Source organism: Pseudomonas sp. TMW22091 (assembly GCF_022496705.1).
Taxonomy (GTDB): Bacteria; Pseudomonadota; Gammaproteobacteria; order Pseudomonadales; family Pseudomonadaceae; genus Aquipseudomonas; species Aquipseudomonas saxonica.
Map to the genome: position 1 here is coordinate 1 of NZ_SCFI01000017.1, position 21,132 is coordinate 21,132.

The 21,132-nt window shown below is 57.3% G+C and carries 18 protein-coding genes; 6 read left to right on the forward strand and 12 right to left on the reverse strand.

Annotated features, from left to right (window positions below):
• Window positions 1–344: 344 nt before the first annotated feature.
• On the reverse strand, window positions 345–1,643 hold the full coding sequence (gene argA, locus EQV93_RS21560; protein WP_122785251.1) for an amino-acid N-acetyltransferase: 1,299 nt from the start codon (window positions 1,641–1,643) through the stop codon (window positions 345–347).
• 136 nt (window positions 1,644–1,779) lie between these two features.
• Window positions 1,780–2,931 (reverse strand): acetylornithine deacetylase, encoded by a 1,152-nt coding sequence (argE, locus tag EQV93_RS21565; protein ID WP_122785252.1) that lies wholly within the window; start codon window positions 2,929–2,931, stop codon window positions 1,780–1,782.
• 156 nt (window positions 2,932–3,087) lie between these two features.
• Here argE and EQV93_RS21570 point away from each other — a divergent pair, with 156 nt between their 5' ends.
• Window positions 3,088–4,476, forward strand: coding sequence for a CYTH domain-containing protein (locus tag EQV93_RS21570; protein ID WP_122785253.1), 1,389 nt, complete (start codon window positions 3,088–3,090; stop codon window positions 4,474–4,476).
• A gap of 47 nt (window positions 4,477–4,523) precedes the next feature.
• On the opposite strand, the gene EQV93_RS21575 is transcribed toward EQV93_RS21570, so the two are convergent.
• The 4 genes from EQV93_RS21575 to EQV93_RS21590 form a co-directional block, all read right to left on the reverse strand.
• Window positions 4,524–5,093 carry a lipocalin family protein gene (locus tag EQV93_RS21575; protein ID WP_122785254.1) on the reverse strand — a complete coding sequence of 190 codons (570 nt, stop codon included), beginning with the start codon at window positions 5,091–5,093 and terminating at the stop codon, window positions 4,524–4,526.
• A gap of 20 nt (window positions 5,094–5,113) precedes the next feature.
• Window positions 5,114–5,368, reverse strand: a complete 255-nt coding sequence (bamE, locus tag EQV93_RS21580) for an outer membrane protein assembly factor BamE domain-containing protein (protein WP_122785255.1) — start codon at window positions 5,366–5,368, stop codon at window positions 5,114–5,116.
• Between the two features lie 216 nt (window positions 5,369–5,584).
• Entirely contained in the window at window positions 5,585–6,595 is a 1,011-nt protein-coding gene (locus EQV93_RS21585) for a class 1 fructose-bisphosphatase (RefSeq protein WP_122785256.1), read from the reverse strand.
• A gap of 240 nt (window positions 6,596–6,835) precedes the next feature.
• A complete protein-coding gene (locus EQV93_RS21590) occupies window positions 6,836–9,283 on the reverse strand; it encodes a glycogen/starch/alpha-glucan phosphorylase (RefSeq protein WP_146384935.1) in 2,448 nt (815 codons plus the stop codon).
• Between the two features lie 271 nt (window positions 9,284–9,554).
• Between EQV93_RS21590 and EQV93_RS21595 the strand changes: the two genes are divergently transcribed.
• On the forward strand, window positions 9,555–9,989 hold the full coding sequence (locus EQV93_RS21595) for a YkgJ family cysteine cluster protein (RefSeq protein ID WP_122785258.1): 435 nt from the start codon (window positions 9,555–9,557) through the stop codon (window positions 9,987–9,989).
• Between the two features lie 336 nt (window positions 9,990–10,325).
• On the opposite strand, the gene typA is transcribed toward EQV93_RS21595, so the two are convergent.
• Both typA and thiI read right to left on the reverse strand, forming a co-directional pair.
• On the reverse strand, window positions 10,326–12,146 hold the full coding sequence (gene typA, locus EQV93_RS21600) for a translational GTPase TypA (protein ID WP_122785259.1): 1,821 nt from the start codon (window positions 12,144–12,146) through the stop codon (window positions 10,326–10,328).
• A 139-nt stretch (window positions 12,147–12,285) separates the two neighbouring features.
• Window positions 12,286–13,740: a tRNA uracil 4-sulfurtransferase ThiI gene (gene thiI / locus EQV93_RS21605; protein ID WP_122785260.1), complete on the reverse strand. Its 1,455-nt coding sequence runs from the start codon at window positions 13,738–13,740 to the stop codon at window positions 12,286–12,288.
• A 322-nt stretch (window positions 13,741–14,062) separates the two neighbouring features.
• On the opposite strand from thiI, the gene glnA reads away from it, so the two are divergent.
• The 3 genes from glnA to ntrC all read left to right on the forward strand — a co-directional run bounded on the left by glnA (window position 14,063) and on the right by ntrC (window position 18,312).
• On the forward strand, window positions 14,063–15,469 hold the full coding sequence (glnA, locus tag EQV93_RS21610; protein ID WP_003438610.1) for a glutamate--ammonia ligase: 1,407 nt from the start codon (window positions 14,063–14,065) through the stop codon (window positions 15,467–15,469).
• Window positions 15,470–15,796: 327 nt separating this feature from the next.
• Window positions 15,797–16,882 carry a nitrogen regulation protein NR(II) gene (gene glnL / locus EQV93_RS21615; protein ID WP_122785261.1) on the forward strand — a complete coding sequence of 362 codons (1,086 nt, stop codon included), beginning with the start codon at window positions 15,797–15,799 and terminating at the stop codon, window positions 16,880–16,882.
• Entirely contained in the window at window positions 16,879–18,312 is a 1,434-nt protein-coding gene (gene ntrC, locus EQV93_RS21620) for a nitrogen regulation protein NR(I) (RefSeq protein WP_146384937.1), read from the forward strand. The genes glnL and ntrC overlap by 4 nt, the downstream gene beginning before the upstream one ends.
• 505 nt (window positions 18,313–18,817) lie before the next feature.
• Here ntrC and EQV93_RS21625 read toward each other — a convergent pair.
• Entirely contained in the window at window positions 18,818–19,258 is a 441-nt protein-coding gene (locus tag EQV93_RS21625) for a hypothetical protein (protein WP_146384939.1), read from the reverse strand.
• On the opposite strand from EQV93_RS21625, the gene trmL reads away from it, so the two are divergent.
• Window positions 19,257–19,712 carry a tRNA (uridine(34)/cytosine(34)/5-carboxymethylaminomethyluridine(34)-2'-O)-methyltransferase TrmL gene (trmL, locus tag EQV93_RS21630; protein ID WP_122785264.1) on the forward strand — a complete coding sequence of 152 codons (456 nt, stop codon included), beginning with the start codon at window positions 19,257–19,259 and terminating at the stop codon, window positions 19,710–19,712. The two genes, EQV93_RS21625 and trmL, sit on opposite strands and share 2 nt — an antisense overlap.
• A gap of 86 nt (window positions 19,713–19,798) precedes the next feature.
• Here the strand turns inward: trmL and secB are convergent, their stop codons facing one another.
• The 3 genes from secB to EQV93_RS21645 are packed head-to-tail and all read right to left on the reverse strand — an operon-like array spanning window position 19,799 to window position 20,995.
• Window positions 19,799–20,284 (reverse strand): protein-export chaperone SecB, encoded by a 486-nt coding sequence (secB, locus tag EQV93_RS21635; RefSeq protein ID WP_122785265.1) that lies wholly within the window; start codon window positions 20,282–20,284, stop codon window positions 19,799–19,801.
• Window positions 20,285–20,324: 40 nt separating this feature from the next.
• Complete coding sequence (gene grxC, locus EQV93_RS21640; protein ID WP_122785266.1) at window positions 20,325–20,579, reverse strand: glutaredoxin 3; 255 nt, start codon at window positions 20,577–20,579, stop codon at window positions 20,325–20,327.
• A gap of 2 nt (window positions 20,580–20,581) precedes the next feature.
• Window positions 20,582–20,995, reverse strand: coding sequence for a rhodanese-like domain-containing protein (locus EQV93_RS21645; RefSeq protein WP_122785267.1), 414 nt, complete (start codon window positions 20,993–20,995; stop codon window positions 20,582–20,584).
• Window positions 20,996–21,132: the final 137 nt, after the last annotated feature.

The following is a 21,132-nucleotide window of genomic DNA, read 5'->3' on the forward strand; positions in this document are numbered from 1 at the left end:
GGGGAAGCCATCGTATTGCTCAAATTGACAGAGTGACCAAGGTTGTAATATCAGGGAAATCGCTTCGCTAACTGTTCGCTATGTCTCCGAACAAAGTGTTCGCGATGTCCCCGGTCCATACACTCCCAGAGGGAGAGGGAGCTGATCTGAGGTGTTGCGAACATCTGTTTTTGACTTGTGATGATGTGTGTTTGCTGGAATTTTGATAGCTCGCGCTGATGACCCTCACCCCAACCCTCTCCCAGAGGGAGAGGGGGCTAAAGTCAAAAACAGATAGGCGCAACGCCACCGATCAGTCCCCTCTCCCTCCGGGAGAGGGCTAGGGTGAGGGTGCCGCAGGCTCTTTACAGCGCTTTTTCAAAGATCTTCGAATTACGCTGATAGTTGTACAGCGAAGCCCGCGCCGCAGGCAGGCGCTCTACGCTGCTCGGCTCAAAACCACGTTCGCGAAACCAATGGGCCGTGCGCGTCGTCAGTACGAACAGGGTTTTAAGCCCCTGCGCCCGCGCCCGGTTTTCAATGCGCTCAAGCAATTCATCACCCCGGCGACCATGACGGTATTCCGGGTTCACCGCCAGGCACGCCAACTCCCCCGCATCCGAATCGGCAATCTGATACAGCGCCGCACAGGCGATGATCATGCCTTCACGCTCAACCACGCTGAATTGCTCGATTTCGCGCTCCAATACTTCGCGCGAGCGCCGCACCAGAATGCCCTGCTCTTCCAGCGGGCTGATGAGTTCAAGCAAACCACCCACGTCTTCAATCGCCGCTTCGCGCGTGACTTCAAACTGTTCTTGCGCCACCAGCGTACCGCCGCCGTTACGGGTGAACAGTTCGGTCAGCAGCGCGCCGTCTTCGGCATAGCTGACGATATGGCTGCGCGGCACCCCACCCCGGCACGCTTCAGCCGCCGCATCCAGCAGTTCTGCCTGATAGTCGCTGCCCAGACGCTTCATGTGCGCGGGCACTTGTTGCGGCCGCAGTTCACGCACCAGCCGCCCGTCTTCGTCGAGCAAGCCCGGTTCGGCACCGAACAACAGCAGTTTGTCTGCCCCCAAATCAATCGCCGCACGGGTGGCAACGTCTTCGCAGGCCAGATTGAAAATTTCACCTGTAGGCGAGTAACCCAACGGCGACAACAAGACAATCGAGCGTTCATCCAGCAAACGGTTGATACCCTTGCGGTCGACCCGGCGCACTTCGCCGGTGTGGTGGTAGTCCACGCCGTTGAGCACGCCGATCGGGCGCGCAGTCACCAGGTTGCCGCTGGCCACCCGCAAACGTGAACCCTGCATCGGCGAGGACGCCATGTCCATCGACAGGCGTGCTTCGATCGCAATGCGCAACTGGCCCACAGCGTCGATCACACATTCAAGGGTCGGCGCATCGGTGATCCGCAACCCATCGTGGTAATGCGGCATCAGGCCACGGGCTTGCAGCCGGCTTTCGATTTGCGGGCGCGAACCGTGCACCAGCACCAGCCGCACCCCCAAGCTGTGCAGCAGCACCAAGTCGTGAACAATATTGCCAAAGTTGGGGTGCGCCACACCGTCGCCGGGGAGCATGACGACAAAGGTGCAATCGCGGTGGGCATTGATGTAAGGAGACGCGTGACGCAACCAATTAACGTAATCGTGCATAACCAGAGCCTGTAAAAAATAGAGTCGCCTAAAAAGGGCAAAAACAACACGCGCACAACGGGCTGATGGTTATCGTCGAAACAAAGTTGGCAACACGCGTGCTCTCCTTGTGTGTACGGGGCGGGGCTCGGGCAATTTACCGGGCCGGGGTCAGGCAATAATGTTCAATCAATTGGGTCAGTAGACGCACGGTCGGCTGCAAACGTGACATTTCCAGGTGTTCACCCGGTTGATGCGCGCAGGTGATGTCACCCGGGCCGAGCACGATGGTTTCGCAGCCAAGCTGCTGAAGATAAGGCGCTTCAGTGCCAAACGCTACTGCTTGCGCGACATGGCCGGTCAGGCGCTCGGCCACGCGTACCAGCTCAGCGTCGGCAGCCTGTTCAAAAGGCGCCACGCCAGCGGCAATGGGGGCGAAATCAATGTTCACCTGATGCCGTTCGGCCAAAGGTTCAAGCTTGCTGCGAATGATCGCACGCAGCGCGTTCGGGTCCATCCCCGGCAAAGGTCGCAGGTCGAATTCCAGCGAGCACTGGCCACAAATGCGGTTGGGGTTGTCGCCGCCGTGAATGCAGCCGAAGTTCAAGGTCGGCTGTGGCACGCTGAATTGCGGGTTACGGTACTCGCCCAGCCATTGCTGGCGCAGGGCTTTGAGTTCGCTCATCGCATCGTGCATGGCGTCCAGCGCGCTGTGGCCAAGGCTGGGGTCGGAGGAGTGACCGCTGCGCCCCAGTATGTCGATGCGCTCCATCATCACGCCTTTGTGCATGCGGATTGGCTTGAGCCCCGTGGGTTCGCCAATCACCGCCGCCCGACCCAGCGGCCGACCGGCGTCGGCCAACGCCCGCGCACCGGCCATCGAGGTTTCTTCATCACAGGTGGCCAGAATCAGTAGAGGCTGCTTGAACGGCTGATCAAGCAACGGGCGCACGGCCTCGATGATCAACGCGAAAAAGCCTTTCATGTCACAACTGCCCAGACCGACCCAGCGGTTATCGACTTCAGTCAGCTTGAGCGGATCGGTCTGCCACAGCGCTTCGTCATACGGCACGGTGTCGCTGTGCCCGGCCAGTACCAGCCCGCCGGGGCCGCTGCCGAAGCTTGCCAGCAGGTTGAATTTACCGGGGCTGACCTGCTGGATGTCACAGCTGAAGCCCAAATCACCCAGCCAAGTGGCCAGTAAATCGATCACGGCACGGTTGGACTGATCCAGATGAGGCTGAGTGCAACTGACCGACGGCGTGCCGATCAAGGCAGCGAACTGCTCTTTGAGGGAAGGTAAAGGCATGCGCTGACTTCCTGTTAGCTGGGCGAGGCCCATCATAGAACCATCTGCGCCGCAGAATAAACCCATGCGGGGCATAGCCCCGGCGAGTCCTGTACACTGCACGGCCTTAGCAGCCACTCTTTCCCCGGCTGCACACCGCTTCTGGATTTTCCGGCCATGCACAAAGAAACCGAAATCAAACTGCGCGTAAGCCGCGAAACCCTCGCCGCCTTGCGTGAGCACCCTCTGCTGAAAAAGCGCAACAAAAGTGGCTGGGAAAGCCGTGAGTTGCTCAATCAGTACTTCGACACGCCTGAGCGCGACCTGGCCAAGGCCAAGGTCGCCCTGCGTCTGCGCCGCGATGGCGACGAGGTGATTCAAACCCTCAAAACCCGCGGCCAAAGTGTTGCCGGTCTGTCGCAGCGTAACGAATACGACTGGAAACTGGCGAAAGCCAAGCTCGACACCAAGTTGCTCGACGGCGAATGCTGGCCTGAACAACTGGCCGAGCTGGACAAAAAAACGCTGAAACCGATCTTCACCACCGATTTTGTCCGCGAACGCGCGGAAATCTCGTGGGGCCGAGGCAAAGCCAAGGTTGTGATCGAGGCGGCGCTGGATCTGGGCCACGTGATTGCCGGTAAGCAGAAAGAAGAAATCTGCGAGCTGGAACTCGAACTGCGTGAAGGCGAGCCAGCTGCCCTGCTGGAACTCGCCGCTGAACTGGCCGAGAAGCTGGCCCTGATGCCGTGTGACATCAGCAAGGCCGAGCGTGGCTATCGCCTGTTCGACGCCAACAGCTATTCGGTCAACCTGCCCGCGCCCGAGCTGACCCCTGAAACACCCCTGGACGATGCGTTTGCCGCACTGGCCTGGCACTTGCTGGGCAACAGCCAGCGTCTGGCCGAGCAGTATCGCTTCAATGGCCACTGGCGCTTGCTGCAAGACTGGGTACAGCAACTGATCGACCTGCGCGCACTGGTCAGCAGCCTCGGTCAGGCCGCACCACGTCAATCCACCAGCGCGCTGCGAGCTGCACTGGACGCGTTGCTGGAAGACTGGCGCCCGCTGGTGCAGATAGGTCAGGACGACGAAGACGTGCGTAAAGCCGCGCCTGAGCAGTTTCTGGAAGAGCTGGAAGACCCTCGCTGGGGCCAATTCTCCCTGAACACGTCGCGCTGGTTGATGGAGCGCAGCTGGACCGTTGATCGCGGCACCACTCGCGGCAACCGTCAGGGCGCCGCTCAACTGGCCAGCTGGCTGCCACGTTTGCTGTCGGACGAAGCCATCGCTTTGCGCTTGAATCGCTACCAGCAGCAACCCGAAGACCTGGCCGAGCAACTGCCGCGCATCGAGCGCATTCAGGCATGGTTGCGTCTGGCGCGTAACGTGCTGGAAATTCCGGAGCTGGACCGTTTGTACGGTGAGATGAACAAGTTGCAGGAGTTGGCCAATATGCCCATTTCTGAAGATGCAGAGCACAACGACGAATTGCTCAACGCTCGCAAGCAACAAGCCATCGCCGTGTACCAGAACCGCGCCTGGAAGACCCTGCTGCGCGGTTAAGGGTTAAGCCTGTGCCCCCCCAGCGCTCGCTGAGGGGCACATCGGCCTTACTTCGTACCTTTTGGCATGTCCGCATCGGGCGTGCGCCAGATCAAGCGTGTGGTGTCATAGCCCTGCTGCTGAGCCTTGCTGAGCAGTTCATCGCGGGTTTGCTGGTCAATTTGCGGCTTGCGTGACAATAACCACAGGTATTTGCGGTCTGGGTTACCCACCAGCGCCGTGCTGTAGTTGTCGCCCAAATACAGCACCCAGTAATCGCCCTTGGTTACGCCGGGCAACAAGGTTGACACCCAGTTATCGAACTCGACCCACAACTTGTCGGTTTTACCCGGCACTTGCGGGGTAGCCGTGCCTTTGGCTTCCTGCCACTTACCCTCTGCGGTCAAGCAGCGGTTCAGCACCGCTACGTTGCCATCGGGTTTCAAGCTGTAATGAGCTTCGGACTGGACACAGTCACGCTGGAAGAACATCGGCAATCGGGCTTGCTCATACCACGTGCCCTGATAGCGTTTAAGGTCGACATTATCGACCGTTCTAGGCGCCATCGGGTCATTACTGGAAGTCGAACACCCTGCCAACACCAACGCAGCCCCAAGACTGGCTAATAGACGTTTCATCGCAACGCTCCTGATCAGTCTTACTTCAAACCCTGGCCCGAGAAGATCAACACTTTATCGCCTGCGTATTGCACGCTGATAAAGGCTTTCTGGTCGCCCCATGTGCAGCTCGACATACCCAGCGCACCTGAACACTCAGTGGGCGAACCCAGCAGTTGCTCGACTTGTGCCTTGCTCATGCCTGCCGAGATTTTGGAGTAGTTCTCTTGATTGACCTTGCTGCAGGCCGCCAGCAACACGCAGAAGGACAACAATGCCAAAGAACGCAACTTCATGGAAAAACTCCTGAATAAGAAAGTCGGCATTGCTGCCTGCTGAAAGCTTAGAAGAGATAAACGCGGAGGGGTTCCCGCAGGGAGCAAGGATTTGTTTGGCGGGGGGATGCAGGACATGTAGCCACTGCCGCAGGCTGCGCGAAGGGCCCTAGGCCCTTCAAAAACAGGGCTGCCGCGCAGCCCATCGCAGCCTGCGGCAGCGGCTACAGATAATACTTATGCCTTGTGATACGCGGTGATGCGTGCCACTTCTTCTTTCGAGCCCAGGTACACCGCTACACGCTGGTGCAGACCTTCTGGCTGGATGTCGAGAATACGCTGGTGGCCGTCTGTGGACGCGCCGCCTGCTTGCTCAACCAGGAAAGACATCGGGTTGGCTTCGTACATCAAGCGCAGTTTGCCTGGCTTGGAAGGCTCGCGGCTGTCACGCGGGTACATGAACAGGCCACCGCGGGTCAGGATACGGTGCACGTCGGCCACCATTGCCGCGACCCAGCGCATGTTGAAGTTCTTCTTCAGCGGGCCTTCTTCGCCTGCCAGCAACTCGTCAACATAGCGCTGTACCGGAGCTTCCCAGTGACGCTGGTTAGACATGTTGATGGCGAATTCCTGGGTGCTTTCAGGAATGGTGATGTCTTCGTGAGTCAGTACGAAGCTGCCCATTTCGCGGTCCAGGGTGAAGCCTTTCACGCCGTCGCCCAACGTCAGTACCAGCATGGTCTGAGGGCCGTAGATGGCATAACCGGCAGCAACCTGCTCAGTGCCTGGCTGCAAGAAGGCTTTTTCGTTCAGCGGTTCGTTCTGGCTCAGGTATTCATTCGGGCAACGCAGTACCGAGAAAATGGTGCCAACCGGTGCGTTGATGTCGATGTTGGACGAGCCGTCCAGTGGATCGAAAACCAGCAGGTAGGCGCCTTTCGGGTATTTGCCAGGGATCTGGTAGGCATTGTCCATTTCTTCGGACGCCATGCCGGCCAAGTGGCCGCCCCATTCGTTGGCTTCGAGCAGGATTTCGTTGGAAATCACGTCGAGTTTCTTCTGCACTTCACCTTGCACGTTTTCAGTGCCCATGCTGCCCAGAACACCGCCCAGGGCGCCTTTGGACACAGCGTGGCTGATCTCTTTGCAAGCACGCGCCACCACTTCGATGAGGAAACGCAAATCAGCAGGGGTGTTGTTGCTGCGGGTCTGCTCGATCAGATAGCGACTCAGGGTAACGCGGGACATGTAAGGCTCCGAACTAGGGGGAGGGGGCGAAAACCCGCGCAGTTTAACGCGAGTTGCCAAGCAAATCTTCTAATCAGACTCAGAACTGACCGAACGGGTTCAGTTAAGGGGTGAAATCCCTTCACTATTCCTGTAGCCGCTGCCGCAGGCTGCGATAAGGCCTGAAGGTATTCGCGATTAAAAGCGCGAGCCCTTGGGTCTCGATCGCAGCCTGCGGCAGCGGCTACAAGGGTTATAGGGTTACAACGCTTTCCAGATTTCGGTGGCGTACTCACGAATGGTGCGGTCCGACGAAAACCAGCCCATGCGCGCGGTATTCAGTACCGCCGCCCGCCACCAGGCATCCTTGTCGTGCCACAAGTGCTCGACGCGCATCTGCGCAGACCAATACGAATCGAAGTCAGCGCAGACCAAAAAACGGTCATAGTTGATCAGCGAGTCGATCATGGCGGTGTAACGCGCCGGATCGTCGTGGGAAAACACCCCGCTGCGAATCGCCTGCAAGACATCGTTGAGCCGGTGCGAAGCAGCCACCTCGGGGCCCGCATGAAATTCGCCACTGCGTTGGCGCGCCTCGACCTGCTGCGAGCTGAGGCCGAAAATAAACATGTTTTCAGCCCCTACCCGTTCGCACATTTCCACGTTGGCACCGTCCATCGTGCCAATGGTCAACGCGCCATTGAGCCCGAATTTCATGTTGCTGGTACCCGACGCTTCGAAGCCTGCGGTCGAAATCTGCTCCGATAAGTCAGCTGCCGGAATGATGTTCTCGGCCAGGCTGACGTTGTAGTTGGGGATGAACACGACTTTGAGCAAACCGCGCACGGTCGGGTCGTTATTGACGGTGCGAGCGATGTCGTTGGCCAATTTGATGATGAGCTTGGCCTGGTCGTAGCTGGCCGCGGCCTTGCCCGCGAAGATTTTCACCCGGGGTACCCAATGATTGCCCGGCTCGGCCCGGATCGCCTGATACAGCGCCACGGTGTGCAGCAAATTGAGTAGCTGGCGCTTGTACTCGTGGATGCGCTTGACCTGCACATCGAACATCGCCTCGGGATTGACCACCACCCCCAACCGCTCATAAATCAGTGCTGCCAAGGTGCATTTGTTTTGCAGGCGCTGTTGCGCAAACCTTTTACGGAAGTTGGCGTCCTCGGCGAAGGGTTCCAGTTTGATCAGTTTGTGCTCGGTCTCATCGAGTACATCGGCCCCCAGCGCATCGACCAGCATGGAGGTCAGCGGCGGATTGGCCTGGAACAGCCAGCGGCGGAAAGTCACCCCATTGGTCTTGTTGTTGATGCGGTCCGGGTAAAGTTTGTGCAGCTCGGAAAAGACCGTGCTGCGCATCAGTTGGGTGTGCAGCCCGGACACCCCGTTGACGCTGTGACAGCCCAAAAAGGCGAGATTACCCATGCGCACCCGACGGCCGTGGTCTTCTTCGATCAGCGACACGGCCCGCAGCACGTCAAAGTCATGGACACCTTTTTCGCGCAACGAATCAATGTGATAGCCGTTGATCAGGTAAATGATCTGCATATGCCGTGGCAACAGGCGCTCCATCAACGCGACCGGCCAGGTTTCCAGCGCCTCCGGCAGCAAGGTGTGGTTGGTATAGGACAGGGTATCGACCGTGATTTGCCACGCCACGGCCCACGCCATGGCGTGCTCGTCCACCAGAATGCGCATCAGCTCTGCCACGGCGATTGAGGGGTGGGTATCGTTGAGCTGGATCGAAACGTGGTCGGCCAGGTTCATCAGGTTCTCGTGCGCGTGCAGGTGGCGGCGCAGCAAGTCCTGTAGCGAAGCCGAAACAAAGAAGTACTCCTGACGCAGGCGCAGTTCTTGCCCCGCCTCGTTGCTGTCTGCCGGGTACAACACGCGGGAGATGCTCTCTGCGCGCACCACTTCGGCCACTGCACCTAAATGGTCGCCGGCATTGAACCGCCCCAGATTCAGATCGTGCAGCGCCCTCGCCCGCCACAGGCGCAAGGTGTTGACGCTAGCCCCGCGCCAGCCCACAACCGGGGTGTCGTAGGCGACAGCGCGCACGGTTTCGCCCGGCCACCATATTTGCCGCAATTGGCCTTGCTCATCTTCTTTGGACTCCACTGAGCCGCCAAAGCCTATGGAGTACAGCACTTCGGCACGTTCGAATTCCCAGGGGTTGCCGAAGTCCAGCCAATTCTCGGTTTGCTCCTGTTGCCAGCCATCGACAATGCTTTGACGAAACAACCCGTGCTCATAGCGAATGCCATAACCGTGAGCCGCAACGCCCAGAGTCGACATGCTTTCCATAAAGCAGGCTGCCAGACGTCCGAGACCACCGTTACCCAGCGCCGCATCCGGCTCCAGCAGGCGAATGCGCTCCAGATCGACCCCCAGCTCGCTCATGGCCTCACGCGCCACCTCCAGCAGACCAAGGTTGCTCAGGCTGTCGTAGAGCAAGCGACCGATCAGGAATTCCAGCGACAGGTAATACACGCGCTTCTGGTCTTTTCGATAAATCTGCCGGGTGTTGTCCATCCAGTGCTCGACCATATGGTCGCGCGCCGCCAGTGCGACGGCTTCAAACCAGTCGTGGTCAAACGCGTGTTCTGGATCTTTACCCACCGCGTAGGTCAATTTGGCGAGAACAGCATCTCGAAATGCTGCTACTTGATCGTCACTAACAAGCGGTTCCTGGGGCATCGATACAACCTCAATCGAGATGGAGCGATTTGAAGAACGGGTAGGACTCAGCCTAGACGGTTCGACAAGAACCAAGGGCTTTGATTCGGGCTTTTTTGACGGGTTTCATAAAAATCAGCCGACGCGCGCGTTGATGCCCCAAAACCATGCACGCGCCCGGTGACATGCGTTAAAACATGGCTGTGTGCAAAAAACCGGCAAATGGTTGCTCACTCTTTCGCCAACCCCGGTATGATCGCGCGCCCTGATGCACGCTGGAATATTAAGTCCGATGAAGTCCAACCTGATCGCCGCCGCGGAAATCGACCGTCTCGATACCTGGGCCAAATACTCTGCGCCCATGTGCGGTTCCTGCATTTCCAGCTGCTGCACGCTGCCGGTCGAGGTCAAGATCAAAGACCTGATCCGCATTGGCCTGGTCGATGAGTTCGAGCTCGGCGACCCGCCGAAGAACATCGCCAAGCGCTTGCAGAAAGACGGCATCGTTGAGCGATTCAACCAGAAGTCAGGGATTTTCACCCTGCAGCGCATGAGCAATAACGATTGCCTGTATCTGGATCGCAAATCGCGCATGTGCACCATTTATGAAAAGCGCCCGGACACGTGCCGCAATCACCCGCGAATTGGCCCGCGCCCCGGGTATTGCGCGTATATCCCCAAAGCCGTTGAGCGCAAGAACAGCAGCGTCAAGCTGATGGATTTTTAAGCGCAAAAGCGCCCTCACCCTAGCCCTCTCCCAGAGGGAGAGGGGACTAAAAGCAAGAAACAGATCTGCGCTACACCACCTATCGGCTCCCTCTCCCAGAGGGAGAGGGGACTGAAAGCAAGAAACAGATCTGCGCTACACCACCTATCGGCTCCCTCTCCCAGAGGGTGAGGGGACTGAAAGCAACAAACAGATCTGCGCTACACCACCTATCAGCTCCCTCTCCCTCGGGAGAGGGCTGGGGTGAGGGGCCGCCTTCAACACAAATTACGGCCACAAAAAAACGCCCCCGACCGCAAGGCCGGGGGCGTTTTTTATTGCCGCTAACTAATTAACTTAGTTTTTGGCTTTTTTAGCAGCGCGGGTACGCTCGCCTTCGTCCAGGATCTTCTTACGAAGACGGATGGACTTAGGAGTTACTTCGCACAGCTCGTCGTCCTGGATGAATTCCAGAGCCTGTTCCAGAGTGAAGCGAACAGGTGGAACCAGAGCGATGGTTTCGTCTTTACCCGAAGCACGCATGTTGTCGAGCTTCTTGCCCTTGGTAGGGTTAACGCCCATGTCGGTGTCACGGCTGTTCAGACCAACGATCTGACCGTTGTAGATCTCTTGACCGTGCTCAACGAACAGCTTGCCACGCGCCTGCAGAGTTTCCAGGGAGTAGGTCAGCGCCTTGCCTGTCTCAACCGATACCAGAACACCGTTCTGACGGCCGGACATGTGGCCCGACTTCATGGTGTCGTAGCGATCGAAGATCGAGGTCAGGATGCCAGCACCGTTGGTCAGGGTCAGGAACTGGTTACGGAAACCGATCAGACCACGAGCAGGGATGTTGTATTCCAGACGAACACGGCCTTTGCCATCCGGCACCATGTTGGTCAGGTCGCCTTTACGCAGGCCCATCTCTTCCATCACCTTGCCCTGAGTTTCTTCAGGGGTGTCGATGGTTACGTTTTCAAACGGTTCCTGCTTAACACCGTCTACAACGCGGATGATTACTTCTGGACGACCAACGCCCATTTCGAAGCCTTCGCGACGCATGGTTTCGATCAGTACGGACAAGTGCAGCTCGCCACGACCGGAAACCTTGAACTTGTCAGCGGTGTCGCCTTCTTCAACGCGCAGAGCAACGTTGTACAGCAGCTCTTTGTCCAGACGTTCCTTGATGTTACGGGACGTCACGAACTTGCCTTCTTTACCGCAGAAAGGCGAGTCGTTTACCTGGAAGGTCATGGAAACGGTTGGCTCGTCAACGGTCAACGGCTTCATCGCTTCAACGTTCATCGGATCACACAGGGTGTCGGAGATGAACAGCGAATCCATACCGCTGATGCAAACGATGTCGCCTGCCGAAGCTTCTTCAACGTCTACACGGTGCAGACCGTGGTGACCCATCAGCTTCAGGATACGACCGTTGCGGCGCTTGCCGTCAGCGTCGATGGCAACAACCGGGGTGTTCGGCTTGACGCGACCACGAGCGATACGGCCAACGCCGATAATGCCCAGGAAGCTGTTGTAGTCCAGTGCCGAGATTTGCATCTGGAACGGACCATCACGGTCAACTTTTGGTGCTGGTACGTTGTCGACGATCGACTGGTACAGCGGGGTCATGTCTTCAGCCATGTCGGTGTGGTCAAGACCAGCAATACCGTTCAGGGCAGAGGCGTAAACCACTTTGAAGTCCAGCTGTTCTTCGGTAGCACCCAGGTTGTCGAACAGGTCGAAGATTTGATCCAGAACCCAGTCCGGACGCGCGCCTGGACGGTCAACCTTGTTGATGACCACGATTGGACGCAGGCCGGCTTCGAAAGCCTTCTTGGTCACGAAACGGGTTTGCGGCATAGGGCCGTCTTGAGCGTCAACCAGCAGCAGAACGGAGTCAACCATCGACATTACACGTTCAACTTCGCCGCCGAAGTCGGCGTGGCCCGGGGTGTCCACGATGTTGATGTGGTAGCCGTTCCAGTTGATAGCGGTGTTCTTGGCAAGAATGGTAATGCCGCGCTCTTTTTCCTGGTCGTTGGAGTCCATCACGCGCTCGTCGTTGAGCTCGTTGCGCTCCAGAGTGCCGGATTGACGCAAGAGTTTGTCTACCAGGGTGGTTTTACCGTGGTCAACGTGAGCAATGATGGCGATGTTACGTAGATTTTCGATCACTTGTGTATCTCGATCAGAGGATTCGGTGTGCTGACAGGTCGTGGCAGCGATTAACAGTAGAGTCCGGCAAAGCCGTTACAGCTTGACGGCGGCGTCGGGGGGCCGGTGACGCAGGCCACAGGCATACAGCCCCGGGCTCTTAGCTCGGTCGATAAACGCGCACATTGGCATGTCCCTCACTGAGCAAATGGTGAGCATGCAGGCGACTCATCACGCCTTTGTCGCAATACAACAGGTACTGACGGGTGTCATCCAGTTCCTTGAAGCGGCTGTTCAAAGCATAGAACGGCAACGCTTGTACTTCGATGCCAGCCAGTTCCAGCGGTCGATCTTCCTGATCATCCGGGTGACGGATGTCGATCACGATCTGGCCCGCCAGCACTTCGCTGACTTCTTCGACTTGCAAGTCCTGGCCCAATTCATCGATGACCCGATCAATTGGAACCAGTTTAGCCCGCTCGAGCGCACGCTCAAGCACGGCCATATCAAACTGTTGTTCTTCATACTCCACGCGGTTGCGCTTGGCGTGGGTCTTGGGGTTGACCGAAATCACCCCGCAATATTCAGGCATGTGCTTGGCAAAATCGGCCGTACCGATTGCCTCTGCCTGATCGATGATGTCTTGCTTGTGGCTGACGATCAGTGGGCGCAACACCAGCTTGTCAGTAGCCGAGTCAATCAGCGACAAGTTGGGCAGCGTCTGGCTCGATACCTGAGAAATCGCTTCGCCGGTTACCAGCACTTCGATTTCCAGGCGTTCAGCGATACGGGTGGCAGCGCGCAACATCATACGCTTCAAAATGACGCCCATATGACTGTTATCGACTTTGCCGAGAATTTCGCCCAATACTTCTTCGAACGGAACGCTGACAAACAGCACGCGCTGGGAGCTGCCGTACTTCTTCCATATATAGTGCGCGACTTCCATCACGCCCAGCTCGTGGGCACGCCCGCCAAGGTTGAAGAAGCAGAAGTGGCTCATCAGGCCACGGCGCATGACCTGATAGGCTGCCACGGTCGAATCGAAGCCACCAGACATCAAGACCAGCGTCTGGTCCAGCGAGCCCAGCGGGAAGCCGCCAATGCTGTCGTGCTGGCTGTGAATCACAAACAACCGTTGGTCGCGAATTTCGAAGCGGACTTCGATTTCCGGCTTTTTCAGGTCAATTCCGGCCGCACCACATTCACGTCGCAGCTTGCTGCCGACGTATTTTTCGATTTCCATCGAGGTGAACGGGTGCTTGCCGGCACGCTTGCAGCGCACTGAAAAAATCTTGCCCGCCAAGGCGTCGCCGAAATGCAGTTTGCACTTTTCAACGACGTCATCGAAGTCACCCAACGGGTACTCGTCAACTTGCAGGAAATGCGCGATGCCCGGCATGCAGCTCAGGCGCTCAGTCATCTCCTTCAAGGCTTTGGGGTCTGTTACGCGTGTTTGCAGCTCGATGTTGTCCCACACACCTGTCACCACCACAGCCGGGTCCAGATCGCGGAGCACAGCACGGATGTTTTTGGCCAATTGACGGACGAAACGCATCCGAACCGGACGGCTCTTGATAGTGATTTCGGGGAAGACTTTAACGATTAGTTTCATGAAAACAGCGCGCGAGCAGCCTACCAAAAAAGGGGGGCGCGGATTATAGCGGAAATTGCTCAAGGTTTAACCAGTTATCGTACAAACGGTTTTAGCCGCACCAAAACAGCGCATATGCAGCCTTAATCGCTTCATTTAAGTGCGATTAAGGGCGCTAATCGGTAGTCTACGTCCCTAGTTGCCTGAGATTGGGGCAAGTCGGGGCACTGGCATGCAATTTGCTCCCTTGTGAGGCAGGTTGCCTTGGCAGAGTATTCGCGCCGGCATCAACCACTTATTAAGGGCTAATCCACCACCAGCCCTAAGCCACCCGGAGGACACTATGTCGAAGTCGGTTCAACTCATCAAAGATCATGACGTCAAGTGGATTGATCTGCGCTTCACTGACACCAAAGGCACACAACACCACGTGACCATGCCGGCCCGTGATGCGCTGGATGAAAACTTCTTCACCGACGGCAAAATGTTCGACGGCTCCTCCATTGCTGGCTGGAAAGGCATCGAAGCGTCCGACATGATCCTGCTGCCAGACGACAGCACGGCTGTTCTGGACCCGTTCACCGAACAGCCTACGCTGATCCTGGTGTGCGACATCATCGAACCGTCGACCATGCAAGGCTATGACCGCGACCCACGCGCCATCGCTACCCGTGCCGAGGAATACCTGAAGTCCACCGGTATCGGTGACACTGTATTCGTCGGCCCGGAGCCTGAGTTCTTCATCTTCGACGAAGTGAAATTCAAGTCCGACATTTCCGGTTCCATGTTCAAGATCTATTCCGAACAAGGTTCGTGGATGTCTGATCAGGACGTGGAAGGCGGCAACCGTGGCCACCGTCCAGGTATCAAAGGTGGTTACTTCCCGGTTCCGCCATTCGACCATGACCACGAAATCCGTACCTCCATGTGCAACGCCATGGAAGAAATGGGTCTGGTTATCGAAGTTCACCACCACGAAGTGGCAACCGCTGGCCAGAACGAAATCGGCGTGCAGTTCAACACGCTGGTGAAAAAGGCTGACGAAGTTCAAACCCTGAAGTACTGCGTGCACAACGTGGCAGACGCCTACGGCCGTACCGCTACCTTCATGCCTAAGCCTCTGTACGGCGACAACGGCTCGGGTATGCACGTACACATGTCCATCTCCAAAGATGGCAAGAACACCTTCGCTGGCGAAGGCTATGCAGGCCTGTCCGACACCGCTCTGTACTTCATCGGCGGCATCATCAAGCACGGCAAGGCACTGAACGGCTTCACCAACCCGGCTACCAACTCTTACAAGCGTCTGGTACCAGGTTTCGAAGCACCGGTAATGCTGGCCTACTCGGCTCGTAACCGCTCCGCGTCGATCCGTATTCCTTACGTGTCCAGCCCTAAAGCTCGCCGTATCGAAGCACGCTTCCCGGACCCGGCAGCCAACCCGTACCTGTGCTTCGCAGCATTGATGATGGCTGGTCTGGACGGTATCCAGAACAAGATCCACCCTGGCGACGCCGCTGACAAAAACTTGTACGACCTGCCGCCTGAAGAGGCCAAAGAGATCCCGCAAGTGTGTGGCAGCCTGAAAGAAGCGCTGGAAGAACTGGACAAGGGCCGTGCGTTCCTGACCAAAGGCGGCGTGTTCAGCGACGACTTCATCGACGCTTACATCGCGTTGAAAAGCGAAGAAGAAATCAAAGTACGCACCTTCGTACACCCACTGGAATACGAGCTGTACTACAGCTGCTAATCCAGACACTCCGGGTTCAACCGGCGTGAATTAAAAAAACCTCCTTCGGGAGGTTTTTTTATGTGCGGATTTCCACGCCCACATGAATATTCAAGACATCCAGAACCCACCTTTCAACTTGCACTATATTGGTGCATTAATAGTTGGAAAATTCGATTGGCAGCCCACTTTGGGTCGAAGAGGCGCGAGAAAGAAGTCATTACGCCACCTTTATGGGCTCCACGTCTCAATTTCAGGCGATTAGCGCTTCTTTTAAGAGCCTTGGTTTGGTTTTTGCATTTTCTTTGTCTCAGCGTGTAACCCGCGCAAGCAATCCGGGATTGGCCCATGACCATCAGTGATGCCCTGCACCGACTGTTACTCGACAATCTGACCACCGCCACGCTATTACTCAATGACGCTTTACGCCTTGAGTACATGAACCCTGCAGCCGAGATGCTGCTGGCCATCAGCGGGCAGCGCAGTCATGGACAATTCATCAGTGAATTGTTCACTGAGTCCACCGAAGCGCTGCATTCGCTGCGCCAAGCTGTCGAACAGGCTCATCCATTTACCAAGCGCGAAGCCATGCTGACCTCGCTCACCGGGCAGACGCTGACCGTGGATTACGCGGTCACCCCGATCCTGAGCAACAGCGGCACCATGCTGCTGCTTGAGGTTCACCCGCGAGACCGCCTGCTGCGCATCACCAAAGAAGAAGCGCAACTGTCCAAACAGGAAACCAGCAAGATGCTGGTACGCGGGTTGGCCCATGAAATCAAAAACCCATTGGGCGGCATTCGTGGCGCGGCGCAACTACTGGCCCGCCAGTTGCCCGACGAAAACCTGCGCGACTACACCAACGTGATCATTGAAGAAGCCGACCGCCTGCGCAATCTGGTTGATCGCATGCTTGGCTCGAACAAACTGCCCTCGCTGTCCTTGACCAATGTGCACGAAGTGCTGGAGCGGGTGTGCAACCTGGTTGAAGCGGAAACACAGGGCAGCATTACGCTGGTGCGCGACTACGACCCAAGCCTCCCTGACCTGCTCATCGATCGGGAGCAAATGATTCAAGCGGTACTCAATATTGTGCGCAATGCCATGCAGGCCATCGGCAGCCAGAACGAACTGCGACTGGGCCGTATCAGCTTGCGCACCCGCGCCATGCGTCAGTTCACCATTGGCCATATTCGCCACCGCCTGGTGACAAAAATCGAAATTATCGACAACGGGCCGGGCATTCCGGCCGAGTTGCAAGACACCCTGTTTTTCCCGATGGTCAGCGGCCGCCCGGACGGCACGGGGCTGGGCCTAGCCATCACCCAGAACATCATCAGTCAGCACCAGGGGTTGATCGAGTGTGAGAGCCACCCCGGCCACACACTCTTCTCGATCTTTCTACCACTGGAACAAGGAGCCGCATCGACATGAGCCGAAGTGAAACCGTGTGGATCGTCGACGACGACCGTTCTATCCGCTGGGTACTGGAAAAAGCCTTGCAACAAGAAGGCATGACCACACAAAGCTTCGACAGCGCCGATGGCGTGATGAGTCGCCTCGCTCGCCAGCAGCCCGACGTGATCATTTCAGACATTCGCATGCCGGGTGCAAGCGGTCTGGATTTGCTGGCCAAAATACGCGAGCAGCACCCTCGCCTGCCGGTCATCATCATGACCGCCCATTCCGATCTGGACAGCGCGGTGGCGTCGTATCAGGGTGGCGCGTTTGAGTACCTGCCCAAGCCGTTTGACGTGGATGATGCGGTGTCACTGGTCAAGCGTGCCAACCAGCATGCTCAGGAACAGCAAGGCCTGGCTGTGACGCCAGCGCTGGCCCGCACTCCGGAGATCATCGGCGAAGCCCCGGCGATGCAAGAAGTGTTTCGCGCCATTGGTCGTCTTAGCCACTCCAATATTACGGTGCTGATCAATGGCGAATCGGGCACGGGCAAAGAGTTGGTTGCTCACGCCTTGCATCGCCACAGTCCGCGCGCGGCTTCACCGTTTATAGCGTTGAACATGGCCGCCATCCCCAAAGACTTGATGGAATCCGAACTGTTCGGTCATGAAAAAGGCGCATTTACCGGCGCCGCCAACCTGCGTCGCGGTCGCTTTGAACAGGCTGACGGCGGCACCCTGTTTCTGGATGAAATCGGCGACATGCCGGCCGATACCCAGACCCGTCTGTTACGGGTATTGGCGGACGGTGAGTTCTACCGTGTGGGCGGGCATACGCCGGTCAAAGTCGACGTGCGCATCATTGCTGCCACTCATCAAAATCTAGAAACACTGGTGCAGGCCGGCAAATTTCGCGAAGACTTGTTTCATCGTCTGAACGTGATTCGCATCCATATCCCGCGCCTGTCGGACCGTCGCGAAGACATCCCGACCTTGACCCGGCACTTCCTCAGCAGCGCTGCGCAAGAGTTGTCTGTGGAGCCCAAATTGCTCAAGGCCGAGACCGAGCAATACCTGAAGAACCTGCCGTGGCCTGGCAACGTGCGTCAGCTGGAGAATACCTGCCGCTGGATTACGGTCATGGCGTCGGGCCGTGAAGTGCATATCAGCGACCTGCCGCCTGAGTTGCTGAACCTGCAACAGGACAGCTCGCCGGTGACCAACTGGGAGCAAGCCCTGCGTCAATGGGCCGATCAAGCACTGGGCCGTGGTCAGTCAAATCTGCTGGACAGCGCTGTGCCGACGTTTGAGCGAATCATGATTGAAACCGCGCTCAAACACACCGCAGGTCGCCGCCGTGACGCTGCCGTGTTGCTGGGCTGGGGTCGCAACACCTTGACTCGCAAGATCAAGGAGTTGGGCATGAAGATTGATGGCGAGGAAGATGAGGGTGATGAGGCGTAAGGCAGATCAAGAGCGCCCTCACCCTAACCCTCTCCCAGAGGGAGAGGGGACTTGATCGGTGGCGCTACGCAAATCTGCTTTTGCTTTTAATCCCCTCTCCCTCTGGGAGAGGGCTAGGGTGAGGGGCTTCTGCCTTAAGCCCCCTCTCCCTCTGGGAGAGGGCTGGGGTGAGGGGCTTTGGCTCTACCCGCACCACTCAAAAGCACAGCCGCACCATTATCGTGCACCGCTCTAGATCAAGGCTTTCAGCCAAATTCAACGCGTGCGAAAGACACATCCTAAAAGCCCCGAATTCCGGGGCTTTTGCATTTTATTCACTCAATTACACAAAAAAATCAAAACTGGCACGCGCCCTGCAATACCTATAACAAGCCACACCGTTTTAGGGGACCTTGATACAGGCAGGTCAAGACTCCCCACTTTTACACCGCAGCCTTGATGACTATTGCATCAACGCGCACAACGCTTTCAGGGAACCGGTACAGGCAGGCCGTCATTCCCTCTTTTATTCCTCTCGCAGGTTTACCTGCAACCGCCAGCGCCCATCCTGCGGCGCACCGGCCCAGTCGCCCTGTAAGGCACGGGCCGCCACCAACGTCAGCAACAACCCACCATCAGTCACACGCACTCGCCAGTTCACCGTCTTGCCGTTGAGCATCAACTGGCCGTTCTGCACCCCGCCCTTGGCATCAAACAACACGCCCACGGTGCCATCAACCAGCTCACCATGCAGCTTGGGCTCAGCGCTGAACCACACCACCAGTGCGCCCGGCAGGGCCTCTATTTGCTGCAGTTCAATGGGTTCAGGCGTGGTCAAACGGCCAATCATCAGGCCGACCATAAAACCGACAATCGCCAAAGATCCTAAAACCCGCAACCAGAGTTTAGGTCGCGGGTCTTCTTCAGGCGTAGAATCGCGCCCATCCTCATATTCGGAGCCGTGCATGTTTCACGTCATCCTTTTCCAACCAGAAATTCCGCCGAATACCGGCAACATTATCAGGCTGTGCGCCAACAGTGGCTGCCACCTGCATTTGATCGAGCCTATCGGTTTTGAACTGGACGACAAGCGCTTGCGCCGTGCCGGGCTCGACTACCACGAGTACGCGCCGCTCAAGCGCCATGCGGACCTGGCCAGCTGCCTTGAAAGTCTGGGCCACCCGCGCCTGTTCGCGTTTACCACCAAAGGCTCCAAGCCGTTCCACGACGTTCAGTTCGCCGAGGGCGATGCGTTTATCTTCGGCCCCGAAAGCCGTGGCTTGCCGCCCGAGGTACTCGACGCCCTCGACAGCGAACACCGCTTGCGCCTGCCCATGCGCGAAGGCTGCCGTAGCCTCAACCTGTCCAACACCGTGGCCGTGGCCGTTTACGAAGCGTGGCGGCAGTTGGGGTTCAAGTAGCGCACCGCACTTGTAGCAGCTGCTACGGATACTTCACGCGCCGCATAAAAAAAGCGCCGTTAGGCGCTTTTTTATTCATCGACCGGTTATTGAACCGTCGGCGAACCTTCTTCCTGCATACGCTGCATTTCTTGCGCGTACAAAGCATCGAAGTTCACCGGTGCCAGCATCAATGCCGGGAACGAGCCGCGAACCACCAGGCTGTCCAGGGTTTCGCGCGCATACGGGAACAGGATGTTCGGGCAGAAAGCACCCAGAGTGTGGCTCATCGAACCCGCATCAAGGTTTTTGATCAGGAAGATGCCCGCTTGCTGAACTTCAGCGATAAAGGCCACTTCGTCACCGTTTTTGACGGTAACCGACAACGTCAATACCACTTCGTGGAAGTCGTCTTCCAATGGCTTTTGACGGGTGTTCAGGTCCAGGGCAACGCTTGGCTCCCACGCCTGACGGAAGATTGCCGGGCTTTTCGGCGCTTCGAACGACAAGTCACGTACATAAATACGTTGCAGCGAGAATTGTGGAGCAGTGTCTTCATCGCTAACAGCAGCGGTGTTCTGTTGGTCAGTCATCACAGATCCTTGTTGATCTTGGGCTTAGAGAGAAAGAGCGTCAGACGCCGAGCATCGCATTCAATTTACCTGCGCGCTCCAGAGCAAACAGGTCATCGCAACCCCCCACGTGCAGGTCGCCAATCCAGATTTGAGGGACCGACGTGCGGCCTGCCTTCTGGGCCATTTCGGCGCGGATCTGAGGTTTGCCGTCGACTTTTATTTCTTCGAAGGCAACACCCTTTTGCTCAAGCAAATACTTGGCTCGCGAGCAATAAGGGCAATAGTCGCTGGAGTAAACGATAACCTTGGGCATGCTTACTTCACCACAGGCAGGTTATCGGCGCGCCAGCTGGAAATACCACCGGACAGCTTGGCGGCGTTGTAGCCGGCCTTGAGCAGTTCACGGGCGTGACCGCCAGAGTGCTGACCCGCAGCATCCACCAGAATGATGGTTTTGCCTTTGAATTTGTCCAACTCGGCCATGCGCGCAATCAGCTTGTCTTGCGGAATGTTCAGGGCACCTACAATGTGACCTGCGGCAAAGTCTTTGGCCGGACGAATATCAATCACCACGCCTTCGTCGCGATTGACCAGGCCGGTCAGTTCGCCGGTGCTGATGCTGCGCCCGCCACGGCTCATCTCGTGAGCAATCAACAGCGCCAACAGGATGACAAACGCGCCTACAAGCAGGTAGTGAGCAGTGGCAAATGTAATCAGGTGATCAACCATCAGAAGGTTCCAGGGTCGTAAAATGTGGGCCAGTATACACAGCCACCTTGGTCGGCCAAACCCCGCCCGGCGGTGACGTCACATGAACTTCGCTTTAAACTGCGCGTCCTCTTAGTACCTTCTATTCAACCAGCCAC

Coding starts and splice junctions, on each gene's coding strand:
- argA (WP_122785251.1), bottom strand. CDS start 1,643: ATGCACGATTACGTTAATTGGTTGCGTCACGCGTCTCCTTACATCAAT.
- argE (WP_122785252.1), bottom strand. CDS start 2,931: ATGCCTTTACCTTCCCTCAAAGAGCAGTTCGCTGCCTTGATCGGCACG.
- EQV93_RS21570 (WP_122785253.1), top strand. CDS start 3,088: ATGCACAAAGAAACCGAAATCAAACTGCGCGTAAGCCGCGAAACCCTC.
- EQV93_RS21575 (WP_122785254.1), bottom strand. CDS start 5,093: ATGAAACGTCTATTAGCCAGTCTTGGGGCTGCGTTGGTGTTGGCAGGG.
- bamE (WP_122785255.1), bottom strand. CDS start 5,368: ATGAAGTTGCGTTCTTTGGCATTGTTGTCCTTCTGCGTGTTGCTGGCG.
- EQV93_RS21585 (WP_122785256.1), bottom strand. CDS start 6,595: ATGTCCCGCGTTACCCTGAGTCGCTATCTGATCGAGCAGACCCGCAGC.
- EQV93_RS21590 (WP_146384935.1), bottom strand. CDS start 9,283: ATGCCCCAGGAACCGCTTGTTAGTGACGATCAAGTAGCAGCATTTCGA.
- EQV93_RS21595 (WP_122785258.1), top strand. CDS start 9,555: ATGAAGTCCAACCTGATCGCCGCCGCGGAAATCGACCGTCTCGATACC.
- thiI (WP_122785260.1), bottom strand. CDS start 13,740: ATGAAACTAATCGTTAAAGTCTTCCCCGAAATCACTATCAAGAGCCGT.
- glnA (WP_003438610.1), top strand. CDS start 14,063: ATGTCGAAGTCGGTTCAACTCATCAAAGATCATGACGTCAAGTGGATT.
- glnL (WP_122785261.1), top strand. CDS start 15,797: ATGACCATCAGTGATGCCCTGCACCGACTGTTACTCGACAATCTGACC.
- ntrC (WP_146384937.1), top strand. CDS start 16,879: ATGAGCCGAAGTGAAACCGTGTGGATCGTCGACGACGACCGTTCTATC.
- trmL (WP_122785264.1), top strand. CDS start 19,257: ATGTTTCACGTCATCCTTTTCCAACCAGAAATTCCGCCGAATACCGGC.
- EQV93_RS21625 (WP_146384939.1), bottom strand. CDS start 19,258: ATGCACGGCTCCGAATATGAGGATGGGCGCGATTCTACGCCTGAAGAA.
- secB (WP_122785265.1), bottom strand. CDS start 20,284: ATGACTGACCAACAGAACACCGCTGCTGTTAGCGATGAAGACACTGCT.
- grxC (WP_122785266.1), bottom strand. CDS start 20,579: ATGCCCAAGGTTATCGTTTACTCCAGCGACTATTGCCCTTATTGCTCG.
- EQV93_RS21645 (WP_122785267.1), bottom strand. CDS start 20,995: ATGGTTGATCACCTGATTACATTTGCCACTGCTCACTACCTGCTTGTA.